This is a genomic window from Arthrobacter sp. 210 2 (assembly GCF_059093025.1).
This window is the reverse complement of the sequence record NZ_JBNHIE010000001.1, coordinates 769,165-787,117: the sequence shown is the minus strand read 5'-3', so window position 1 is coordinate 787,117 and position 17,953 is coordinate 769,165. Positions and strand designations below refer to the sequence as shown.

24 protein-coding genes are annotated in these 17,953 nt (G+C 63.2%); 1 reads left to right on the top strand and 23 read right to left on the bottom strand.

Going from position 1 to position 17,953, the window contains the following annotated elements; genetic code table 11:
* Positions 1-3: 3 nt before the first annotated feature.
* The 21 genes from secY to rpsJ all read right to left on the bottom strand — a co-directional run bounded on the left by secY (position 4) and on the right by rpsJ (position 11,760).
* Positions 4-1,314 (bottom strand): preprotein translocase subunit SecY, encoded by a 1,311-nt coding sequence (secY, locus tag AC5RWA_RS03760; protein ID WP_079596679.1) that lies wholly within the window; start codon positions 1,312-1,314, stop codon positions 4-6.
* A gap of 216 nt (positions 1,315-1,530) precedes the next feature.
* Entirely contained in the window at positions 1,531-2,022 is a 492-nt protein-coding gene (gene rplO, locus AC5RWA_RS03755) for a 50S ribosomal protein L15 (RefSeq protein WP_079596678.1), read from the bottom strand.
* A complete protein-coding gene (rpmD, locus tag AC5RWA_RS03750; protein ID WP_028269574.1) occupies positions 2,023-2,229 on the bottom strand; it encodes a 50S ribosomal protein L30 in 207 nt (68 codons plus the stop codon).
* Between the two features lie 3 nt (positions 2,230-2,232).
* Positions 2,233-2,961, bottom strand: a complete 729-nt coding sequence (gene rpsE, locus AC5RWA_RS03745; protein ID WP_079596677.1) for a 30S ribosomal protein S5 — start codon at positions 2,959-2,961, stop codon at positions 2,233-2,235.
* Positions 2,958-3,341 (bottom strand): 50S ribosomal protein L18, encoded by a 384-nt coding sequence (rplR, locus tag AC5RWA_RS03740; protein ID WP_079596676.1) that lies wholly within the window; start codon positions 3,339-3,341, stop codon positions 2,958-2,960. Before rplR ends, rpsE begins: the two co-directional genes overlap by 4 nt.
* 2 nt (positions 3,342-3,343) lie before the next feature.
* Positions 3,344-3,880: a 50S ribosomal protein L6 gene (gene rplF / locus AC5RWA_RS03735; protein WP_079596675.1), complete on the bottom strand. Its 537-nt coding sequence runs from the start codon at positions 3,878-3,880 to the stop codon at positions 3,344-3,346.
* Positions 3,881-3,898: 18 nt separating this feature from the next.
* The gene (rpsH, locus tag AC5RWA_RS03730; RefSeq protein WP_079596674.1) at positions 3,899-4,297 is read right to left on the bottom strand and encodes a 30S ribosomal protein S8; all 399 of its coding nucleotides are present in this window, start codon (positions 4,295-4,297) and stop codon (positions 3,899-3,901) included.
* A gap of 88 nt (positions 4,298-4,385) precedes the next feature.
* A complete protein-coding gene (rplE, locus tag AC5RWA_RS03725; protein WP_050054317.1) occupies positions 4,386-4,967 on the bottom strand; it encodes a 50S ribosomal protein L5 in 582 nt (193 codons plus the stop codon).
* Entirely contained in the window at positions 4,967-5,329 is a 363-nt protein-coding gene (rplX, locus tag AC5RWA_RS03720) for a 50S ribosomal protein L24 (protein WP_013601824.1), read from the bottom strand. The genes rplE and rplX overlap by 1 nt, the downstream gene beginning before the upstream one ends.
* A gap of 3 nt (positions 5,330-5,332) precedes the next feature.
* Positions 5,333-5,701: a 50S ribosomal protein L14 gene (gene rplN / locus AC5RWA_RS03715; RefSeq protein ID WP_009358299.1), complete on the bottom strand. Its 369-nt coding sequence runs from the start codon at positions 5,699-5,701 to the stop codon at positions 5,333-5,335.
* 706 nt (positions 5,702-6,407) lie between these two features.
* Complete coding sequence (gene rpsQ / locus AC5RWA_RS03710; protein ID WP_013601827.1) at positions 6,408-6,713, bottom strand: 30S ribosomal protein S17; 306 nt, start codon at positions 6,711-6,713, stop codon at positions 6,408-6,410.
* A complete protein-coding gene (gene rpmC / locus AC5RWA_RS03705) occupies positions 6,710-7,039 on the bottom strand; it encodes a 50S ribosomal protein L29 (RefSeq protein WP_013601828.1) in 330 nt (109 codons plus the stop codon). Before rpmC ends, rpsQ begins: the two co-directional genes overlap by 4 nt.
* A gap of 2 nt (positions 7,040-7,041) precedes the next feature.
* On the bottom strand, positions 7,042-7,458 hold the full coding sequence (gene rplP / locus AC5RWA_RS03700; protein ID WP_013601829.1) for a 50S ribosomal protein L16: 417 nt from the start codon (positions 7,456-7,458) through the stop codon (positions 7,042-7,044).
* Positions 7,459-8,289: a 30S ribosomal protein S3 gene (gene rpsC, locus AC5RWA_RS03695; RefSeq protein ID WP_079596673.1), complete on the bottom strand. Its 831-nt coding sequence runs from the start codon at positions 8,287-8,289 to the stop codon at positions 7,459-7,461.
* Entirely contained in the window at positions 8,290-8,655 is a 366-nt protein-coding gene (gene rplV / locus AC5RWA_RS03690; protein WP_009358304.1) for a 50S ribosomal protein L22, read from the bottom strand. It abuts the gene before it with no gap.
* Between the two features lie 38 nt (positions 8,656-8,693).
* On the bottom strand, positions 8,694-8,975 hold the full coding sequence (gene rpsS / locus AC5RWA_RS03685) for a 30S ribosomal protein S19 (RefSeq protein WP_003803803.1): 282 nt from the start codon (positions 8,973-8,975) through the stop codon (positions 8,694-8,696).
* 12 nt (positions 8,976-8,987) lie between these two features.
* Positions 8,988-9,827 carry a 50S ribosomal protein L2 gene (rplB, locus tag AC5RWA_RS03680; RefSeq protein WP_066293289.1) on the bottom strand — a complete coding sequence of 280 codons (840 nt, stop codon included), beginning with the start codon at positions 9,825-9,827 and terminating at the stop codon, positions 8,988-8,990.
* A gap of 29 nt (positions 9,828-9,856) precedes the next feature.
* Positions 9,857-10,162 carry a 50S ribosomal protein L23 gene (gene rplW, locus AC5RWA_RS03675; protein ID WP_009358306.1) on the bottom strand — a complete coding sequence of 102 codons (306 nt, stop codon included), beginning with the start codon at positions 10,160-10,162 and terminating at the stop codon, positions 9,857-9,859.
* Entirely contained in the window at positions 10,159-10,779 is a 621-nt protein-coding gene (gene rplD / locus AC5RWA_RS03670) for a 50S ribosomal protein L4 (protein WP_079596672.1), read from the bottom strand. Before rplD ends, rplW begins: the two co-directional genes overlap by 4 nt.
* A 4-nt stretch (positions 10,780-10,783) precedes the next feature.
* On the bottom strand, positions 10,784-11,434 hold the full coding sequence (rplC, locus tag AC5RWA_RS03665; protein WP_013601833.1) for a 50S ribosomal protein L3: 651 nt from the start codon (positions 11,432-11,434) through the stop codon (positions 10,784-10,786).
* A gap of 17 nt (positions 11,435-11,451) precedes the next feature.
* On the bottom strand, positions 11,452-11,760 hold the full coding sequence (gene rpsJ / locus AC5RWA_RS03660) for a 30S ribosomal protein S10 (RefSeq protein WP_003803825.1): 309 nt from the start codon (positions 11,758-11,760) through the stop codon (positions 11,452-11,454).
* Positions 11,761-12,159: 399 nt separating this feature from the next.
* Between rpsJ and AC5RWA_RS03655 the strand changes: the two genes are divergently transcribed.
* Entirely contained in the window at positions 12,160-13,599 is a 1,440-nt protein-coding gene (locus tag AC5RWA_RS03655) for a GH1 family beta-glucosidase (protein ID WP_079596671.1), read from the top strand.
* 28 nt (positions 13,600-13,627) lie between these two features.
* Here AC5RWA_RS03655 and AC5RWA_RS03650 read toward each other — a convergent pair whose 3' ends face one another.
* Complete coding sequence (locus AC5RWA_RS03650) at positions 13,628-13,753, bottom strand: protein BatD (RefSeq protein ID WP_139386233.1); 126 nt, start codon at positions 13,751-13,753, stop codon at positions 13,628-13,630.
* 29 nt (positions 13,754-13,782) lie between these two features.
* Positions 13,783-17,817 carry a hypothetical protein gene (locus AC5RWA_RS03645; RefSeq protein WP_494056595.1) on the bottom strand — a complete coding sequence of 1,345 codons (4,035 nt, stop codon included), beginning with the start codon at positions 17,815-17,817 and terminating at the stop codon, positions 13,783-13,785.
* Positions 17,818-17,953: the final 136 nt, after the last annotated feature.

Sequence of the window (17,953 nt, the reverse complement as noted above, 5' to 3'; positions counted from 1 at the left end):
TCGTCATCGCAAAAGCCCTTCGTAGTGACGTTGTTGTAGCTGCGCATCAATTTGCTTGACGGTCTCCAGGCCAACGCCCACCATGATCAGGATCGAGGTGCCACCGAACGGGAAGTTCTGGTTTGCGTTGATCAGTACCAGTGCCACCAGCGGAATCAGTGCCACGAAGCCCAGGTAGAGGGCGCCGGGCAGGGTGATCCGGGAGAGCACGTACTGCAGGTAGTCAGCGGTCGGTTTACCGGCGCGGATACCTGGAATGAAGCCGCCGTACTTCTTCATGTTGTCGGACACTTCTTCAGGGTTGAAGGTGATCGCGACATAGAAGTAGGTGAAGAACACGATCATGGCGAAGTACAGGACCATGTAGATCGGTTGGTCGCCGCGGACCAGGTTGTTGTTGATCCATTCGACCCACGGCTGGAGCTGCTCACCGGCGGCGGGCTGGTTGAACTGTGCAATCAGGCCGGGCAGGTAGAGCATGGAGGAAGCGAAGATCACCGGGATAACACCGGCCATGTTCACCTTGATGGGGATGTAGGTGCTGGTTCCACCCACGGTGCGGCGTCCGATCATCCGCTTGGCGTACTGCACCGGAACACGGCGCTGTGACTGCTCCACGAAGACCACCAGCGCCACGGTCAGCAGGCCGACGGCCAGGACGGTGAAGAACGTTGCCGGTCCCTGCGAGCTCCAGATGGCGCCGAGGGAGGTGGGGAACGTCGCTGCGATGGAGGTGAAAATGAGCAGGGACATGCCGTTGCCCACGCCCTTCTCGGTGACGAGCTCGCCCATCCACATGATCAGGCCGGTGCCGGCTGTCAGGGTAATGATGATCAGGATGGTGGTGATGACGCTGTCGTCAGGGATGATCGGGAGCGCACAGCCGGGAAGCAGCTGCCCGGAGCGGGCCAGGGACACCAGGGTGGTGGCGTTCAGCAGGCCCAGGGCAATGGTGAGGTACCGGGTGTACTGGGTCAGTTTGGACTGGCCCGAAGCGCCCTCTTCGTACAGCTGCTGGAAGCGGGGTATGACCACCCGGAGCAGCTGGACGATGATGCTGGCCGTGATGTACGGCATGATGCCCAGGGCGAAGATGGACACCTGGAGCAACGCGCCGCCGCTGAACAGGTTAACGAGCTGGTAGAGCCCGCCTGCCGTCTGACCGTTCTGCAAGCATTGCTGGACATTCTGGTAGTCCACACCAGGCGAGGGAATAAAAGCACCCAAGCGGAAGATGGTGATGATTCCCAGCGTGAACAACAACTTGCGTCGCAGATCAGGCGTGCGAAAGGCCCGGCCAAATGCGCTAAGCAAGCGTCCTCCTGTGGTGTTTATAAGAGTGGTGTGATGGGGCTCAATAATCCCAACAACCGAGTCTAACGGTTGGACGCGCCATGCGAACAATCCGCGGCGGCGCCCGTGCGCCCGGTGGCGGGAAAAATACGGCGGGTGGATGTGAAAAACTCCCGGTGACCAGGGCCTTGGCCCCGGTCACCGGGAGTTCAACAACGGGCTTGGCGCCCACCGGCTCTAGAGAGCGGTGGTGCTTCCGCCTGCTGCAGCAATCTTTTCAGCGGCGCTGGCCGAGAATGCGTGGGCGGTGACGTCAACCTTGACGGTGATGTCGCCGGTGCCCAGCACCTTGACGGGCTGGTTCTTGCGAACTGCACCCTTTTCGACCAGGTTCTCCACGGTGACTGCGCCACCTTCCGGGAACAGCTCGTTGAGCTTGTCCAGGTTTACAACCTGGAACTCAACCCGGAACGGGTTCTTGAAGCCGCGCAGCTTCGGCAGGCGCATGTGCAGCGGCAGCTGGCCGCCGGCAAAGCCAGCCTTGACCTGGTAGCGGGCTGCAGTACCCTTGGTGCCACGACCGGCGGTCTTACCCTTGGATGCCTCACCACGACCAACACGGGTCTTGGCGGTCTTGGCACCCGGAGCGGGACGCAGGTGGTGAACCTTCAGGGCGTTCTGCTTGTCAGCAGCGGCGCTCTGTGCCTTGTCAGCAGTGTTCTCTGCCATTTACTTCGCCTCCTCTACCTTTACCAGGTGCGGAACCGTGTTGAGCATTCCGACGGTGACGGCGTCGGCGGTGCGGACAACGGTGTGTCCGATCCGCTTCAGGCCGAGGGACCGCAGGGTGTCGCGCTGGTTCTGCTTGCCGCCAATGGCGGACTTGATCTGAGTGATCTCCAACTGGGTGTCGGAGGGGATCAGGTTCTTAGCCATAACTTAGACACCTGCCTTCGGGTTCAGGAGGGCCTTCACCAGTGCCGGCGGAGCGATCTCGTCGAGGGGCAGGCCGCGGCGTGCTGCCACTGCTGCCGGCTCTTCGAGGCGCTTCAGGGCGTCAACGGTCGCGTGAACGATGTTGATGGCGTTGGAGGAACCGAGCGATTTGGAGAGGATGTCGTGGATGCCCACGCACTCCAGTACTGCACGGACCGGGCCACCGGCGATAACACCGGTACCGGCGGAGGCCGGACGCAGCATTACGACGCCTGCAGCAGCCTCACCCTGAACGCGGTGCGGGATGGTGTTGCCAACGCGGGGAACGCGGAAGAAGGACTTCTTGGCCTCTTCAACGCCCTTCGCGATTGCGGCAGGAACTTCCTTAGCCTTGCCGTAGCCAACGCCGACCATGCCGTTGCCGTCACCGACGACGACCAGAGCGGTGAAGCTGAAGCGACGACCACCCTTGACCACCTTGGAAACGCGGTTGATGGTGACGACGCGCTCTACGAACTGGCTCTTCTCGGCTTCACGGCCGCCGTCGCGGCCGCCACGGCCACCACGCTCGCCGCGGCCCTGGCCACGGTCGCCACGCTCGCCGCGACGAGCACCGCCACGGCGGTCGTCACCAGCTGCGGGGGCAGTGGTCTCAGTGGCCGGAGCAGCTACGGCTTCAGTCGCCTTCTGATCTGCAGACACAGTGTCCTTTTCCTTGTTTGCTTCCGTCACAGTGACAGCCCACCTTCACGTGCACCGTCAGCGACGGCGGCGATCCGGCCGTGGTACTTGTTACCACCGCGGTCGAAGACAACAGCTTCGATACCGGCAGCCTTGGCACGCTCGGCGACGAGCTCGCCAACGCGCTTGGCCTTGGCAGTCTTGTCACCGTCGAATGCACGAAGGTCGGCTTCCAGAGTGGACGCGCTCGCTACGGTCAGGCCCTTGGTGTCATCGACAACCTGGACGAATACGTGGCGTGCGGAGCGGTTGACGACCAGACGAGGACGTACAGCCGTACCGGAGATGCGCTTACGGATACGAAGCTGGCGGCGGCTGCGCGAAGCAGACTTGCTCTTGTTCGTACGCTTCTTGTTAATTGAGATGGCCATGGTTACTTACCAGCCTTTCCGACCTTGCGGCGGATGACTTCGCCGGCGTAACGGATGCCCTTGCCCTTGTAGGGGTCCGGCTTCCGCAGCTTGCGAATGTTGGCAGCAACCTCGCCGACCTGCTGCTTGTTGATACCTGAAACAGAGAGCTTGGTCGGGGTCTCAACTGCAAAGGTGATGCCCTCCGGTGCGGAGACGTTGACCGGGTGGCTGAAACCGAGAGCGAACTCAAGGTCAGATCCCTTGGCCTGAACGCGGTAACCGGTACCGACGATTTCAAGCTTCTTCTCGTAGCCCTTGGTGACGCCCTCGATCATGTTGGAGATCAGGGTGCGGGTCAGGCCGTGGAGAGAGCGGGATGCGCGCTCGTCGTTCGGGCGGGCGACGGTCAGGGTGTCTGCTTCCAGGGAAACCTCGATCGGGCTGGCCACAGTGTGGTTCAGCTCGCCCTTGGCACCCTTGACGCTGACGACAGAGCCGTCAACCTTGACCTCAACGCCGGCAGGAACGGTGATGGGGAGACGTCCAATACGTGACATTATTCTCTTCCTTTCCCGTTACCAGACGTACGCGAGGACTTCGCCGCCCACGCCCTTCTTGCCGGCCTGCTTGTCAGTCAGGAGGCCGGAAGAGGTGGACAGGATTGCGACACCCAGGCCACCGAGCACGTGCGGCAGGTTGGTGGACTTTGCGTAAACACGCAGGCCCGGCTTGGAGATACGGCGAACGCCAGCGATGGAACGCTCGCGGTTCGGCCCGAACTTGAGCTCGATGGTCAGCTTCTTGCCGACCTCCGCGTCTTCTTCCTTCCAGCCGGCGATGAAGCCTTCGGCCTTGAGGATGTCGGCGACGCGTGCCTTGAGCTTGCTGTACGGCATGGACACGGTGTCGTGGTATGCCGAGTTTGCGTTGCGCAGACGCGTGAGCATGTCTGCGACAGGATCTGTCATTGTCATTGTGGGCTCTTGCCCTTCCTCATAACGGTTTCCGCGGTGCCGCTTCCACAGGTGGGAGCCGTACCGCCGGACCTTTTACGTAGTTAGATTAGTCTTCGGCCTTGAACGGGAAGCCAAGCGCCTTCAGCAGCGCGCGGCCTTCGTCATCGGTCTTTGCAGTGGTAACAACCGTGATATCCATACCGCGGGTGCGGTCGATCTTGTCCTGGTCGATTTCGTGGAACATAACCTGCTCGGTCAGACCGAAGGTGTAGTTGCCGTTGCCATCGAACTGCTTGCCGGACAGGCCGCGGAAGTCGCGGATACGGGGCAGTGCGAGGGTGACCAGGCGGTCCAGGAATTCCCACATGCGGTCGCCACGCAGGGTAGCGTGTGCACCGATGGGCATGCCTTCGCGCAGCTTGAACTGTGCGATCGACTTGCGGGCCTTGGTTACCTGCGGCTTCTGGCCGGTGATCTGGGTCAGATCGCGGACAGCGCCGTCGATCAGCTTGGAGTCCTTGGCGGCATCTCCAACACCCATGTTCACAACGACCTTGACGAGGCGCGGAACCTGGTTGACGTTTTCGTACTTGAATTCCTCAATAAGCGTGCTCTTGATGGATTCGGCGTACTTGGTCTTCAGACGAGGAACGATCTTCGTTGCCGGAGTCTCGAGAGTCTCAGTCATTAGATGTCCTTCCCTGAGCTCTTGGCCACGCGGATGCGGACTTCGCGCTGCTTGCCGTTGCGCTCAACGGTCTCAGTGCGGAAGCCAACGCGGGTGGGCTTCTTGGTGGACGGGTCAACCAGGGCCACGTTGGAGATGTGGATCGGGGCTTCAACAACCTCGATGCCACCGGTCTTGGTGCCGCGCTGCGACTGACCGACCTTGGTGTGCTTGGTTACGCGGTTGATGCCTTCGACCAACACTCGGTTGGTGTCGGTGAACACGCGCAGGACCTTGCCCTGCTTGCCGCGGTCGCCGCCGCGCTCAGCCTTGGCGCCAGTGATGACCTGAACGAGGTCACCCTTCTTGATCTTTGCAGCCATGGACTAGAGCACCTCCGGAGCCAGAGAAACGATCTTCATGAACTTCTTGTCACGGAGTTCACGACCAACCGGTCCGAAGATACGGGTACCGCGGGGGTCACCGTCGCCCTTCAGGATCACAGCTGCGTTCTCGTCAAACTTGATGTAGGAACCATCCGCACGGCGGCGTTCCTTCTTGGTACGGACGATGACTGCCTTGACAACATCGCCCTTCTTTACGTTGCCGCCCGGAATTGCGTCCTTGACGGTGGCGACAATGACGTCACCGATGCCTGCGTAGCGACGGCCGGATCCACCGAGAACGCGAATGGTAAGGATTTCCTTAGCACCCGTGTTGTCGGCGACCTTGAGTCGCGACTCCTGCTGAATCACTATTTACTCCTTGCGTCGCGCCGGTTCTCAGACCGAAAATCTTCCTACGGAATGAGCCTTGCGGAACGGTTGATCGGGGTGTCTCTTGACCTGCCTGGATTTTGCCAGACCAGGCCTAAACGCCCGTGCCAACAGCAGTTGCTCCCATCCGGTCCGGGACGGATCCCGGGCGCAAGGGGGCACTATGCCTTGGCACGCTTGTTTACGAGGTTTGATGACGGCGCACGAAAGGCGCCATACAAACTCAAAATCTTAGCACAGATTGCCGCAGTCCCCATATCACCCGGCAGCGCTCCCCCGCAAGACGGACGACGGCGGCACGCAGCACGGCCTTTTGGCCCGCCAGGCGCACCACTCCCGCGCAAAGCCGCGGCCCCGGCGTCGCACGCTCTCTCACCTGATGCGCATGTTCAACCGACGCTCTCTCACTTTCCTAAGGGAAGTGAGAGAGGGTCCTCCCAAAACCTGCATCAGGTGAGAGAGCGTTGCCAAAATGACGGCGAGAGGTGGGAGAGGGTGCGGGAAGGGCGGACGACGTCGTCACCCAGGGCAGCCTTTTGGCCCACTTTTGGTGCCACTCCCCCAAAAAGCCGCGGCGCCGCCGTCGTAAGCTCCTCAAAAGTGGGCTGCCCGTGACGGCCCGCGCGGTTAAACGAGGAAGCCCCCGCTCCGGAGGGAGCGAGGGCTTCCAGCTAAGCAGCAGGTGCTACTTGGCCTTCTCGAGGATTTCCACGAGCCGCCAGTTCTTGGTGGCGGACAGCGGACGGGTCTCGGCGATGACAACGAGGTCGCCGATGCCGGCGGTGTTGTTCTCGTCGTGAGCCTTGACCTTGGAGGTACGGCGGATGACCTTGCCGTACAGGGCGTGCTTCACGCGGTCCTCAACCTGGACAACGATGGTCTTTTCCATCTTGTCCGAGACCACGTAGCCGCGACGCGTCTTGCGGTAACCGCGCTGCTCAGCCGTGGCTGCGGTAGCAGTTTCCGTCACGTTCTCGTCCTTTTCACTCACTTGGCATCCTCCTCGGTCTCAACCGTTTCAGCCGGCTCGGCCTTCTTGGTTGCTGCCTTCTTGGACTTCTTCTCTTCCTTGGCTTCCACAACCGGTGCGGCAACCTCGGCACGAATGCCCAGCTCGCGCTCACGGAGAACGGTGTAGATGCGGGCGATGTCCTTCTTTACCGCGCGCAGACGACCGTGGTTCTCCAGCTGTCCGGTGGCGGACTGGAAACGCAGGTTGAACAGCTCTTCCTTGGCCTTGCGGAGTTCTTCAACGAGACGCTCGTTGTCGAAACCGTCCAGCTGTGCGGGAGCCAGATCCTTGGATCCTACTGCCATTTCTATTCACCACCTTCGCGACGCAGAATGCGTGCCTTCAACGGGAGCTTGTGGATTGCCAGGCGCAGGGCCTCGCGTGCTACCGATTCTTCGACACCGGAGATCTCGAAGAGAACCCGGCCCGGCTTGACGTTTGCGACCCACCATTCCGGTGAACCCTTACCGGAACCCATGCGGGTTTCGGCAGGCTTCTTGGTCAGGGGACGGTCCGGGTAGATGTTGATCCAGACCTTGCCGCCACGCTTGATGTGGCGGGTCATCGCGATACGTGCAGACTCGATCTGACGGTTGGTGACGTATGCCGGGCTCAGGGCCTGGATGCCGTACTCACCGAAGGAGACCTTGGTGCCGCCCGTAGCAGCGCCGGAGCGACCCGGGTGGTGCTGCTTACGGTGCTTGACTCGACGTGGGATAAGCATTTAAGCCTGTCCTCCTTCTGCAGCAGCAGGTGCTGCTTCAACTGCCGGTGCTTCTGCAGCAGGAGCTGCGTCAGCGGCCGGGCGGTCGTTGCGACGGCGGCGGTCACCACGGTCAGCGCCACCCGGACGGCCCGGACGGTCGCCGGAGCGGCCACGGGACGGGGCGGAAGCGGCCTGCTGGGCCAGTTCCTTGGCGGTGACGTCACCCTTGTAGATCCAGACCTTCACGCCGATGCGGCCGAAGGTGGTCTTGGCTTCGTAGAAGCCGTAGTCGATGTTCGCGCGGAGGGTGTGCAGGGGCACACGGCCTTCGCGGTAGAACTCCGAGCGGGACATTTCAGCGCCACCCAGTCGACCGGAGCAGGCGATACGGATGCCCTTGGCACCTGCACGCTGTGCGGACTGCATGGCCTTCTTCATCGCGCGGCGGAAAGCCACACGCGAAGTCAGCTGTTCTGCAACGCCCTGGGCAACAAGCTGGGCTTCCATCTCGGGGTTCTTGACCTCGAGGATGTTCAGCTGGACCTGCTTGCCGGTGAGCTTTTCGAGCTCGCCGCGGATGCGGTCTGCTTCTGCTCCACGGCGGCCGATGACGATGCCGGGACGGGCCGTGTGGATGTCCACGCGGACACGGTCACGGGTGCGCTCGATCTCAACCTTGGCGATACCGGCGCGCTCCATGCCCGTGGACATGAGCTGGCGGATGCGGATGTCTTCGCGAACGAAGTCCTTGTACCGCTGGCCGGCCTTGGTGCTGTCAGCGAACCAGTGCGATACGTGATCGGTGGTGATGCCGAGTCGGAACCCGTGCGGGTTTACTTTCTGTCCCACTTAGCGAGCCTCCTCTTTCTCCGGGGTAGCGACTACCACGGTGATGTGGCTGGTGCGCTTCTTGATCTGAAATGCACGACCCTGGGCACGCGGCTGGAACCGCTTCATGGTCGGGCCTTCATCAACAAACGCTTCGCTGATGATGAGGTCGCCTTCGTCAAACGCCACGCCGTCGCGGTCCGCGAGGACCCGGGCGTTGGAGATTGCCGACTGTACTACCTTGAATACCGGCTCCGAAGCTGCCTGCGGGGCAAACTTCAGAATTGCCAGAGCCTCATTCGCTTGCAAACCACGAACAAGGTTGACGACGCGCCGGGCCTTCATAGGCGTTACGCGGATGTGGCGCGCAATTGCCTTGGCTTCCATTGCTTTCCTTCTCTCGTCTTTGACGTAAGTGCAGGCGCCTAGCGGCGCTTGCCCTTACGGTCGTCCTTGACATGGCCGCGGAATGTCCGCGTGGGAGCGAATTCGCCGAGCTTGTGCCCGACCATCGACTCAGTGACAAACACCGGGATGTGCTTGCGTCCGTCGTGTACGGCGATCGTGTGTCCGAGCATGTCGGGGATGATCATCGAACGGCGGGACCAGGTCTTGATGACGTTCTTGGTGCCCTTTTCGTTTTCCCTGGCTACCTTCACAAAGAGGTGCTGGTCAACGAAAGGACCTTTTTTCAGGCTGCGTGGCATGTGTCCAGGCTCCTATCGCTTGTTCTTGCCAGTACGACGGCGACGCACAATAAGCTTGTCGCTCTCTTTGTTGGGGCGGCGCGTGCGGCCTTCCCGCTTACCGTTCGGGTTGACGGGGTTACGTCCACCGGACGTCTTACCCTCACCACCACCGTGCGGGTGGTCAACCGGGTTCATGGCTACACCACGGACGGTCGGGCGGACGCCCTTCCAGCGCATGCGGCCGGCCTTGCCCCAGTTGATGTTCGACTGCTCGGCGTTGCCCACCTCGCCGACGGTTGCGCGGCAGCGCACGTCAACGTTGCGGATTTCGCCGGAAGGCAGACGCAGCTGGGCGAAGCGGCCTTCCTTGGCAACAAGCTGGATGGATGCACCGGCGGAGCGGCCCATCTTGGCGCCGCCACCCGGACGCAGTTCAACTGCGTGGATAACGGTACCCACGGGGATGTTGCGCAGGGGCAGGTTGTTGCCAGGCTTGATGTCAGCGTTGGCACCTGCCTCTACGAAGTCACCCTGGGACAGCTTGTTCGGGGCGATGATGTAACGCTTGGTGCCATCAACGTAGTGCAGGAGGGCGATGCGAGCCGTGCGGTTCGGATCGTACTCGATTTCGGCAACGCGGGCGTCAACGCCGTCCTTGTCGTGGCGACGGAAGTCGATCAGACGGTACTGGCGCTTGTGTCCGCCACCCTTGTGACGGGTGGTGATCTTACCGGTGTTGTTACGGCCGCCCTTTTTGGGCAGCGGACGTACCAACGACTTTTCCGGCGTCGACCGCGTGATTTCGGTGAAGTCCGCTACGCTCGAGCCACGACGGCCCGGGGTAGTCGGCTTGTATTTACGGATTCCCATAATTTATTTCCTCGTTAAAGTGGTCTCCGCTACGAGAGCGGACCGCCGAAGATGTCGATGGTGCCTTCTTTGAGGGTGACAATCGCACGCTTGGTGTTCTTGCGGGTACCCCATCCGAATTTGGTGCGCTTGCGCTTACCGGCACGGTTGATGGTGTTGATCGATTCGACCTTGACGGAGAAGATCTTCTCCACGGCCAGCTTGATCTCGGTCTTGTTCGACCGGGGGTCCACCAGGAAGGTGTACTTGCCCTCGTCGATCAGGCCGTAGCTCTTTTCCGACACGACGGGTGCAAGCACGACGTCGCGGGGATCCTTGATGGTGGCTGCGCTCACTTGGCATCCTCCTCGTTCTTAGCTGCCTTGGCGGCAACGAATGCTTCGTAGGCAGCCTTGGTGAAGACAACGTCATCAGACACGAGAACGTCGTAGGTGTTCAGCTGGTCTGCGTACAGAACGTGAACACCGGCGAGGTTACGCACGGACAGTGCAGCAACATCGTTGGCGCGCTCGATGACGACCAGCAGGTTCTTGCGGTCGGAAACACCGCGGAGCGTTGCCAGTGCGTTCTTGGCCGAAGGCTTGTCGCCTGCAACCAGTTCAGCGACAACGTGGATGCGTCCGTTGCGGGCCCGGTCAGAGAGTGCGCCGCGCAGTGCAGCAGCAATCATCTTCTTGGGGGTGCGCTGGCTGTAGTCACGCGGGGTGGGACCGTGGACAACGCCACCGCCGGTCATGTGAGGAGCACGGATGGAACCCTGACGGGCGCGGCCGGTGCCCTTCTGCTTGAACGGCTTGCGTCCTGCACCGGAAACTTCAGCGCGGGTCTTGGTCTTGTGGGTACCCTGGCGAGCAGCAGCGAGCTGGGCAACGACAACCTGGTGCAGCAGCGGCACGTTGGTCTGGACGTCGAAGATCTCTGCAGGCAGGTCAACCTGGACAGTGTTAGCCATTGAACTAGGCTCCCTTCACGGCGGTGCGTACGAGTACGACCTGGCCGCGGGCGCCGGGGACGGCGCCCTTGATCAGGAGCAGCGACTTCTCGACGTCAACCGCGTGGACCGTGAGGTTCAGCGTGGTGTGACGAACGGCGCCCATGCGGCCGGCCATTTTCATGCCCTTGAAGACGCGGCTCGGGGTGGATGCGCCACCGATTGAACCGGGCTTACGGTGGTTCTTGTGGGCACCGTGGGAAGCTCCAACGCCGTGGAAGCCGTGACGCTTCATAACACCGGCGAAGCCCTTACCCTTGGTGGTGCCGATGACGTCGATCTTCTGGCCGGCTTCGAAGACCTCTACGGAGAGCTCCTGGCCCAGCTCGTACTCAGCAGCATCTGCGGTACGGAGTTCGACGACGTGGCGGCGAGGCGTGACGCCTGCCTTCTCAAAGTGACCAGCCAGCGGCTTGGTGACCTTGCGGGGATCGATCTGGCCGTAGCCGATCTGAACGGCGACGTAGCCATCAGCTTCTGCGTTGCGCAGCTGGGTGATGACGTTCGAGTCTGCCTGGACCACAGTGACGGGGATGAGCTTGTTGTTCTCGTCCCAGACCTGGGTCATGCCGAGCTTCGTGCCCAGCAGGCCCTTTACGTTACGGGTTGCGGTCATAGTTTCTCAGCACCTCCCTACAGCTTGATTTCGATGTTCACGTCAGCCGGCAGGTCGAGACGCATGAGCGAGTCAACAGCCTTCGGCGTGGGATCGATGATGTCGATAAGACGCTTGTGCGTGCGCATTTCAAAGTGCTCGCGGCTGTCCTTGTACTTGTGCGGAGAGCGGATGACGCAGTACACGTTCTTCTCCGTCGGCAGCGGCACGGGGCCCACTACCGTTGCGCCTGCGCGCGTGACCGTCTCAACGATCTTCCGTGCTGAAACGTCAATGACCTCGTGGTCGTATGACTTCAGCCGGATGCGGATTTTTTGTCCCGCCATGTCGCCTGACTCTCTTTCAGTCTGTGCTTCCCCTGGTTGGGGCTGCCCTGTTCACTTACTCGTTGTATGGCTGCCGAAGCAATTGAGGTCGTAACCACCATCCGCCGCACAAACTGAATCCGGATGAATCCGGGTTCCTCACCTTGCCGGCGTAACCGACCCCCGCGGTCGGGCGTGTCGCGCTCAGCACGCATACAAATCCGCAGTTCCATTGGGGTGGGTTATGTTTGGTCTTCCACTTGGACCCTGACACCCGGCATTATCCGGATCGGGACACGAAGAAGCGCTTGAACAACTCATCTAGTATGCCGGAAAACCCCGGCAGATGCGAATCGCCCCTTTTCAGGCGGCCGCAGCGGGGTCATTGCCCTCTGTTCCTTCCGAATGGATGATAAGGAGATGACGCTGGAAAGCACTGAATCGGTGACGGAACTGGCCAACCGCATGCCGCCGTCGTTCACCCTGGGCGTCGCGGCAGCGGCGTTCCAGATTGAAGGCGCCCTGAGTGAGGGGGGCCGCGGACCGTCCGGCTGGGATGCGTTCGCCGAGAAACCCGGGGCCATCGTCGACGGGCACTCTCCCGCAGTGGCGTGCGACCACTACAACAGGCTGCCCGAGGATGTGGCCCTGCTGCAGGAGCTCGGCGTGGATTCTTACCGTTTCTCGCTGTCCTGGCCGCGGATCCAGCCGGACGGCCGGGGAAGCTTCAACCAGGAGGGCCTGGACTTCTACGACCGGCTGATCGACCAGCTGCTGGCCGCCGGCATTTCCCCCATGGCCACGCTGTACCACTGGGACACTCCCCTGCCCCTGGAACACAAGGGCGGCTGGATGAACCGCGAAACCGCGGAACGCTTTGGCGACTATGCCGCGGCGGCGGCCGAACGCTTCGGAGACCGGGTGGCTCAATGGGTCACGCTCAATGAGCCGGTCTCGGTAACCCTGAACGGCTATGCCCTGGGTGTCCACGCCCCCGGCCACGCGCTGATGTTCGACGCCCTTCCCTCCATCCACCACCAGCTCCTCGCCCACGGGCTCGGCGCCCAGGCGCTGCGGGCGGCGGGCGTCACCGGCACGGTGGGAGTCACCAATCTCCATGCGCCCATCCGGCCCGCGTCCCGGAAGATCGGTGACCGGCTCGTGGCGCATCTCTATGACCTGCTGATGAACCGGATCTACGCCGACCCTGTCCTGCTGGGCCGCTATCCCACCCTGCCCGTGTACGCCCGGCCGTGGCTGCGTTCCATCGGCCGGATCTCCGACGCGGACCTGCGCACAATCCACCAGCCACTGGATTTCTACGGCCTCAACTACTATTTCCCGGTCAAGGTGGCGATCGGCCGCGGCGTGGCTCCCATTCCGGCGGACATGCATAAGGCCGTGGCCCGGCTGCCCTTCCATGAGGTGGGCTACCCGGAGTTCGACAGCACGGGGTTCGGCTGGCCGGTGGCTCCCGAACACCTGGGCATCCTGCTCAAGGAGCTCAAGGACCGCTATGGGGACGCCCTCCCGCCGGTGTACATCACCGAAGGCGGCGCGAGCTTCCCCGAACCGGACCAGGTATCCGGCACGCTCCAGGATGACGAGCGGGTGCAGTACCTGGCCACCCACCTGCGCGCTGCCCTGGACGCCACGTCCCCGGGCGGAATCGCCTCCGGCGTGGACCTGCGCGGCTACTACGTGTGGACCCTCATGGACAACTTCGAATGGGCCGCGGGCTATTCGCAGCGGTTCGGCCTGGTGCACGTGGACTTTGAAACCCAGGAACGAACTCCCAAGCAGTCCTACTACTGGTACCAGGCCCTCAGCCGGGCACGCAAAGCCAAGGCGGGCCAGTAGTCCGCCCGGAATTTCTGCTGAAGCGGGGCTACTGGTTCTTGTTGGCCCGGTTGATGCGCTTGGCGCGCTCAATCTCGTGACGGAAGTGCCTCTTGGCCCAGAACACTCCGGCCACCACCGCAACCGCGATAATCAGGAAAATAAGCCATCCCATGATGAACTCCTCTCAATGCTGCAACAGTATCAGGGGAGGTTCCGGGCCGGCCTGTCCTTGCTGCCGGCCGCTGCGGTTCCCGTGCTGCGGTTGAGCCGCCACACGGCAAAGGCAATGAGTCCGACGGCGATCAGCGCCAGCAGCGCGAACGTGTACTCCCGCATTGCCCACAGGATGCAGGCAGCTACGCCGCCTGCGCCCCAGCGCACGAAGAGCCGGTCACCCAGTGCGAGGCCGGCCACCAGCATCACGGCCAACAGGACCAGGAGCCAGAGCTGCTGGCCCCCTGTGCCCCCGAAAACCACGCCGGCACCGGACAGCGTGAGCAGGATGCCCGAAGCTCCGGCGATGGTACGGCCCACGGCATCATGTCCGGACCGATAACGCAGGGCGGCAAGTATCACGCCCAGCACCACGTACCATTGGGCCACCCAGAACGGATGGGGCAGGTCCCATGTGTCCAGCTCAAAGATGGCAGCCCGCTGTACCGCCGCCACGACAGCGAGGACACCCAGTTCCGCAACCATCCGGCGCAGCGGGGGTGGCGCTTCGAGGAGTGCGACGGCGGCAGTGCACCCAAGTGCGGCAGCGCCAACCCATGCCGTCGCGTCCGACTGCAGCCCGGCCGCTGCGGTGGCGCCGAGCCCCAGGAGGGTGGCTCCGGCCAGTGCCCACCGCCGTACCGGATCCTGCACCAGCCCGCCGGCACGGACCCGCCGAACAGCATAGAGCCCAACGGCCGCGACACCCGGCCCGGTCAGCCACGGAAGATAGCGGCCCCACTCCCCCTCGTAGGCCCCGGCCACTACGGCGGCGAGCATCAAGGCGCCCACCAGCACACCCAGTGCTGCGGGCGGATAGAGGGCCGGGGCCCGCTCGACGTGTGAGGCGGTGAAAAGCACTGCCGCAAGGGCAAGGACGGCCGCCCCGGCAACCCAGTCGGCCGCCCTCGGCGCAACAACCAATGCGGCGAGGGTGAAGGACAGGGCGGCAACCAGCCATAGCCAGCGCTCAATGCCGGGGAGCTCGATATTCCGACGCCTCCACAGCGCACCGATTGCTGCCGCCGAAAGTCCCGGCAGCAGCAGGGCGATGGCCGTTCCCGTGTAGGTGAACAGGGTCGCCTCGCCGAAGGATACGAACGGGCTCAGCGTGAACACGGCAAACAGGAGCGCCCAGACGCCGAAGTACAGCGCCCCGCGGGCTGCGAACAGGCGCCGGGCCACGGCAGCCGATGCCAGCAGCAGAGCGAGTTCGAGGAGCACCACCCAGCGGCCGCCGTCGTCATTGCCGTTCCGGCTGTACTGCAAGGCATAAATGAGCGGAAGAACTGCTTGGCTTCCCAGGGTTATCCACACAGCCGCCTGCTGGAAGGGGACGGTCTGCAGGCGGAAGCGCATCACCCAGCGCACGGCATGCTGCGCCACAAGAACCACGGCGAAGGTCACTGACACCGCTGCGGGGGACGCCGTAACGTCGTAGCTGAAGACCACGGCCAGGGCGGCTGTGAGCACCCTTGCTGCCACGAAGTACCAGCCCTTACGCACCGGCTGAGGGGCGGCGGCCACCATCACAGCGGCAAAAAGAGCGAAGATGGCCAGCAGCAAATCCACGAGCGTCAGGTTGCCCGCGGACAGGAACATCAGGACAACGAACGACGCCGGAGCGAACCACGGTGCGCCCGCTTCCCGCCGCAACACATAGCCCGCACCTGCCGCGGAAACGGCGGCAACGGCCGGAACCATGAGGTTCTGCCAGCTTCCTTCACCCAGCGGGGCGAGGAAGGCGCATGCTGCCACCTGCAAAAGGATGACACAGCCGGCGTCGATGACCGCGCCCCGCGGCGCCCGGTGCAGCAGGTAGGCTGCCAGGACCAGTGCCACCTGGAGCCCTAGCACCAACCCCAGGACGGCAGCCGGTTGAACGTCCTCACCGCCCAGGACAGGAGCACCTGCAGTCCGGGTGAGCTGCTCAAAGGCTGTGATGGCCAGGAGTGTTCCCGTTGCGCGGCCCATCCACCAGTAGCTCCAGCGGTGCAGGCGCGCAGGAAGGCGCAGCCCGGTTCCGGTGAGGTAAGCCAGAAACAGCAACAAGGCCGTGTTTCCGGCGCCCAGCGACACCCACTGGAATGCGAACCCCACCATCACGGCCACGGTCACCGGGGGCACCACTTCACCCACGCTGGCGCGCCAGCCACCGTCCTCCACATGGCGAGGGACCAGCAGCAGGCCAACGGCACAGGCTGCCGCCACCTGCAACAGGATGGAACCCCAGGTCAGCCAGCTGCCCGGTCCACCCTCAACAGACGCCAGAATCGCAACCCCTGCCACGCCCAGGCCGGAGTAGCCAATGAGTGTGGCCTGCGGCGCCAGCACCGAACGTCCGGCGCGCTGAAGTGCCGCGGAGAGGACTTGCTGCCCGGCCGCCGCGGCTACGAGGCTGAACCACACGGCCTGGTCCTGCCCCCTCCCCTCCGCGAACGCTGCCACCACCGAGGGCACTGCCAGGGTTACCGCCAGCCTGGCATTGAACATCACCAGGGGCCGCAGTTCATCGCCCGCACGGAGTCCCTGGACCAGCCAGACGACCGCCGCCAGGACCAGCATCGCGGCGAAAGCCCACTCCCCCAAGGTCGGAAGCACCAGCCCGGCCAGCGCCAAAACCGGGAACGGCAAAAACTGCGCAGCCGCTCCCAGCCTGGCACCCACCACGAAGCTGGTCAGCAGCAGAAGGTACAGAGGGAGCCATGGCGGGAGCGGCCCATCGCTTCCCGTTCCGGGAGACACCGCGGCCTCAAGAATCACAGTCCCAGCGAAGGCCGCCGTGAGTACAAACTGGGCCGAAAAAGTTACCAGGGCGTCACGATGCCAGCGGCCCCGACTCAGCCAAGGGGCACGGTCGGACGTCTTTGTCCGGCTGCCCAGGCGGGAGGCCTGGGCGGGCACAGGCGGGAACCAGGCGTCCAGCCGCTTTCCGTTGTAGGTGACGGCGATGGCCTGGACTGCAAGCGCTGCTCCTGCGGTGAACAGGGCATCAGCTGCGTACCCGGTCAGCTCCCAGACGGCAATGGCGGCTGCCACCGTGAGGGCAGCCCTCGCAGCATAGAAATTGCGCACCCGGTACTGTGCAGCCGGCACAGCCGCCACAACACCGAAGTACGTACCGCATAGTCCCATCACCAGTGCGTACTCCCCACGCGTCAGAAGCAGCGGGAAGAAGGTCACCGCCACGGCCACCGTTGGAACCACAACCGGATGTAGGGTGGCCAGTGGCCTCGCGAACAAGGGCGGGAGCCAGCCCGGCTTCACCAGGGACAGCACCGTAAGGATCACAGCCACGCCGATGAGCGCAACGAAATACCAGACCAGGGCCGCCCCCAGCACTGCAATTCCCGACCATGCCGTGGAGATGACGAAGGTCAGGGAGAGGTACGCCAGGACCCGGCTCTCGAGCCGAAGGGCGGCGGCGATGTAGGCGATGGTTCCGATGATGGACGTGGTCAGCCAGGCAGCAGGCCCGTTGTGCCAGGCGAAGTTGTACAGCGCCAGGCCGATCACGGGAACCAGTGAGAGCCCGGTGCCGGTGAACGCCACGGCAGCGGGTTTCAACCGGGGCACCTTGCTTTGGAGGACGAACCCGGAGGCATAGAACAAGGAGGCAACAGCGAAGACCCCGGCGAAGCGGAGCGTCGGCGGGAGGCCGGTCCCTACAAACAACGCGGCAGCCGCCACGAGAAGCAGGCTGGCCACGTACAGGGTGACGTTGATGTTTTGCCGGTCGCGGCGCTCACGGCGTGCCTGCCGTTCCGCCGGAGTTTCGGGCGGGCGGGCCGGTTTCTGAGGGGCTGGCTGTTGTATGAGTGGCCGGGGCCTCGGCACCGGCGGCGCCTGGGCGACTTGGGGCGACACGGCCCGTGCCGCCACTGGCTGAGCCGTTTGCGGCACAGCAGCCGCCTGCTGGACAGCCGCTCTTTGCGGCTGGTCCTGGGCGACTTTTGCCATAGCATCCAACCAGCCCTGCAGATGGCCGGCCCGGTACCCGGCTTCGTATGATTCGTCCCGCATGCCAGGGCCCTTCCAGGGAGCAGCAGCGTGCCGCTGCTATTAATCCAATGAGTGGATTAACACTAGCAAAAGAAAACCCCGCTGCACACAGCAGCGGGGTTTTCCGTGGACTATGCGGGATTACATCCCGGGCATC

Excerpts from the sequence above, each read along its gene's own strand:
- rplC (WP_013601833.1), bottom strand. The coding sequence starts at position 11,434 with ATGACCGCAACCCGTAACGTAAAGGGCCTGCTGGGCACGAAGCTCGGC.
- rpsH (WP_079596674.1), bottom strand. The coding sequence starts at position 4,297 with ATGACAATGACAGATCCTGTCGCAGACATGCTCACGCGTCTGCGCAAC.
- rplV (WP_009358304.1), bottom strand. The coding sequence starts at position 8,655 with ATGGAAGCCAAGGCAATTGCGCGCCACATCCGCGTAACGCCTATGAAG.
- AC5RWA_RS03655 (WP_079596671.1), top strand. The coding sequence starts at position 12,160 with ATGACGCTGGAAAGCACTGAATCGGTGACGGAACTGGCCAACCGCATG.
- rplX (WP_013601824.1), bottom strand. The coding sequence starts at position 5,329 with ATGGCTGCAAAGATCAAGAAGGGTGACCTCGTTCAGGTCATCACTGGC.
- AC5RWA_RS03650 (WP_139386233.1), bottom strand. The coding sequence starts at position 13,753 with ATGGGATGGCTTATTTTCCTGATTATCGCGGTTGCGGTGGTGGCCGGA.
- rplF (WP_079596675.1), bottom strand. The coding sequence starts at position 3,880 with ATGTCACGTATTGGACGTCTCCCCATCACCGTTCCTGCCGGCGTTGAG.
- rplB (WP_066293289.1), bottom strand. The coding sequence starts at position 9,827 with ATGGGAATCCGTAAATACAAGCCGACTACCCCGGGCCGTCGTGGCTCG.
- rpsJ (WP_003803825.1), bottom strand. The coding sequence starts at position 11,760 with ATGGCGGGACAAAAAATCCGCATCCGGCTGAAGTCATACGACCACGAG.
- rplO (WP_079596678.1), bottom strand. The coding sequence starts at position 2,022 with ATGGCAGAGAACACTGCTGACAAGGCACAGAGCGCCGCTGCTGACAAG.
- rplE (WP_050054317.1), bottom strand. The coding sequence starts at position 4,967 with ATGACTGAGACTCTCGAGACTCCGGCAACGAAGATCGTTCCTCGTCTG.
- rpmD (WP_028269574.1), bottom strand. The coding sequence starts at position 2,229 with ATGGCTAAGAACCTGATCCCCTCCGACACCCAGTTGGAGATCACTCAG.
- rplP (WP_013601829.1), bottom strand. The coding sequence starts at position 7,458 with ATGCTTATCCCACGTCGAGTCAAGCACCGTAAGCAGCACCACCCGGGT.
- rplR (WP_079596676.1), bottom strand. The coding sequence starts at position 3,341 with ATGGCCATCTCAATTAACAAGAAGCGTACGAACAAGAGCAAGTCTGCT.
- rpsS (WP_003803803.1), bottom strand. The coding sequence starts at position 8,975 with ATGCCACGCAGCCTGAAAAAAGGTCCTTTCGTTGACCAGCACCTCTTT.
- AC5RWA_RS03645 (WP_494056595.1), bottom strand. The coding sequence starts at position 17,817 with ATGCGGGACGAATCATACGAAGCCGGGTACCGGGCCGGCCATCTGCAG.
- rpmC (WP_013601828.1), bottom strand. The coding sequence starts at position 7,039 with ATGGCAGTAGGATCCAAGGATCTGGCTCCCGCACAGCTGGACGGTTTC.
- rplD (WP_079596672.1), bottom strand. The coding sequence starts at position 10,779 with ATGGCTAACACTGTCCAGGTTGACCTGCCTGCAGAGATCTTCGACGTC.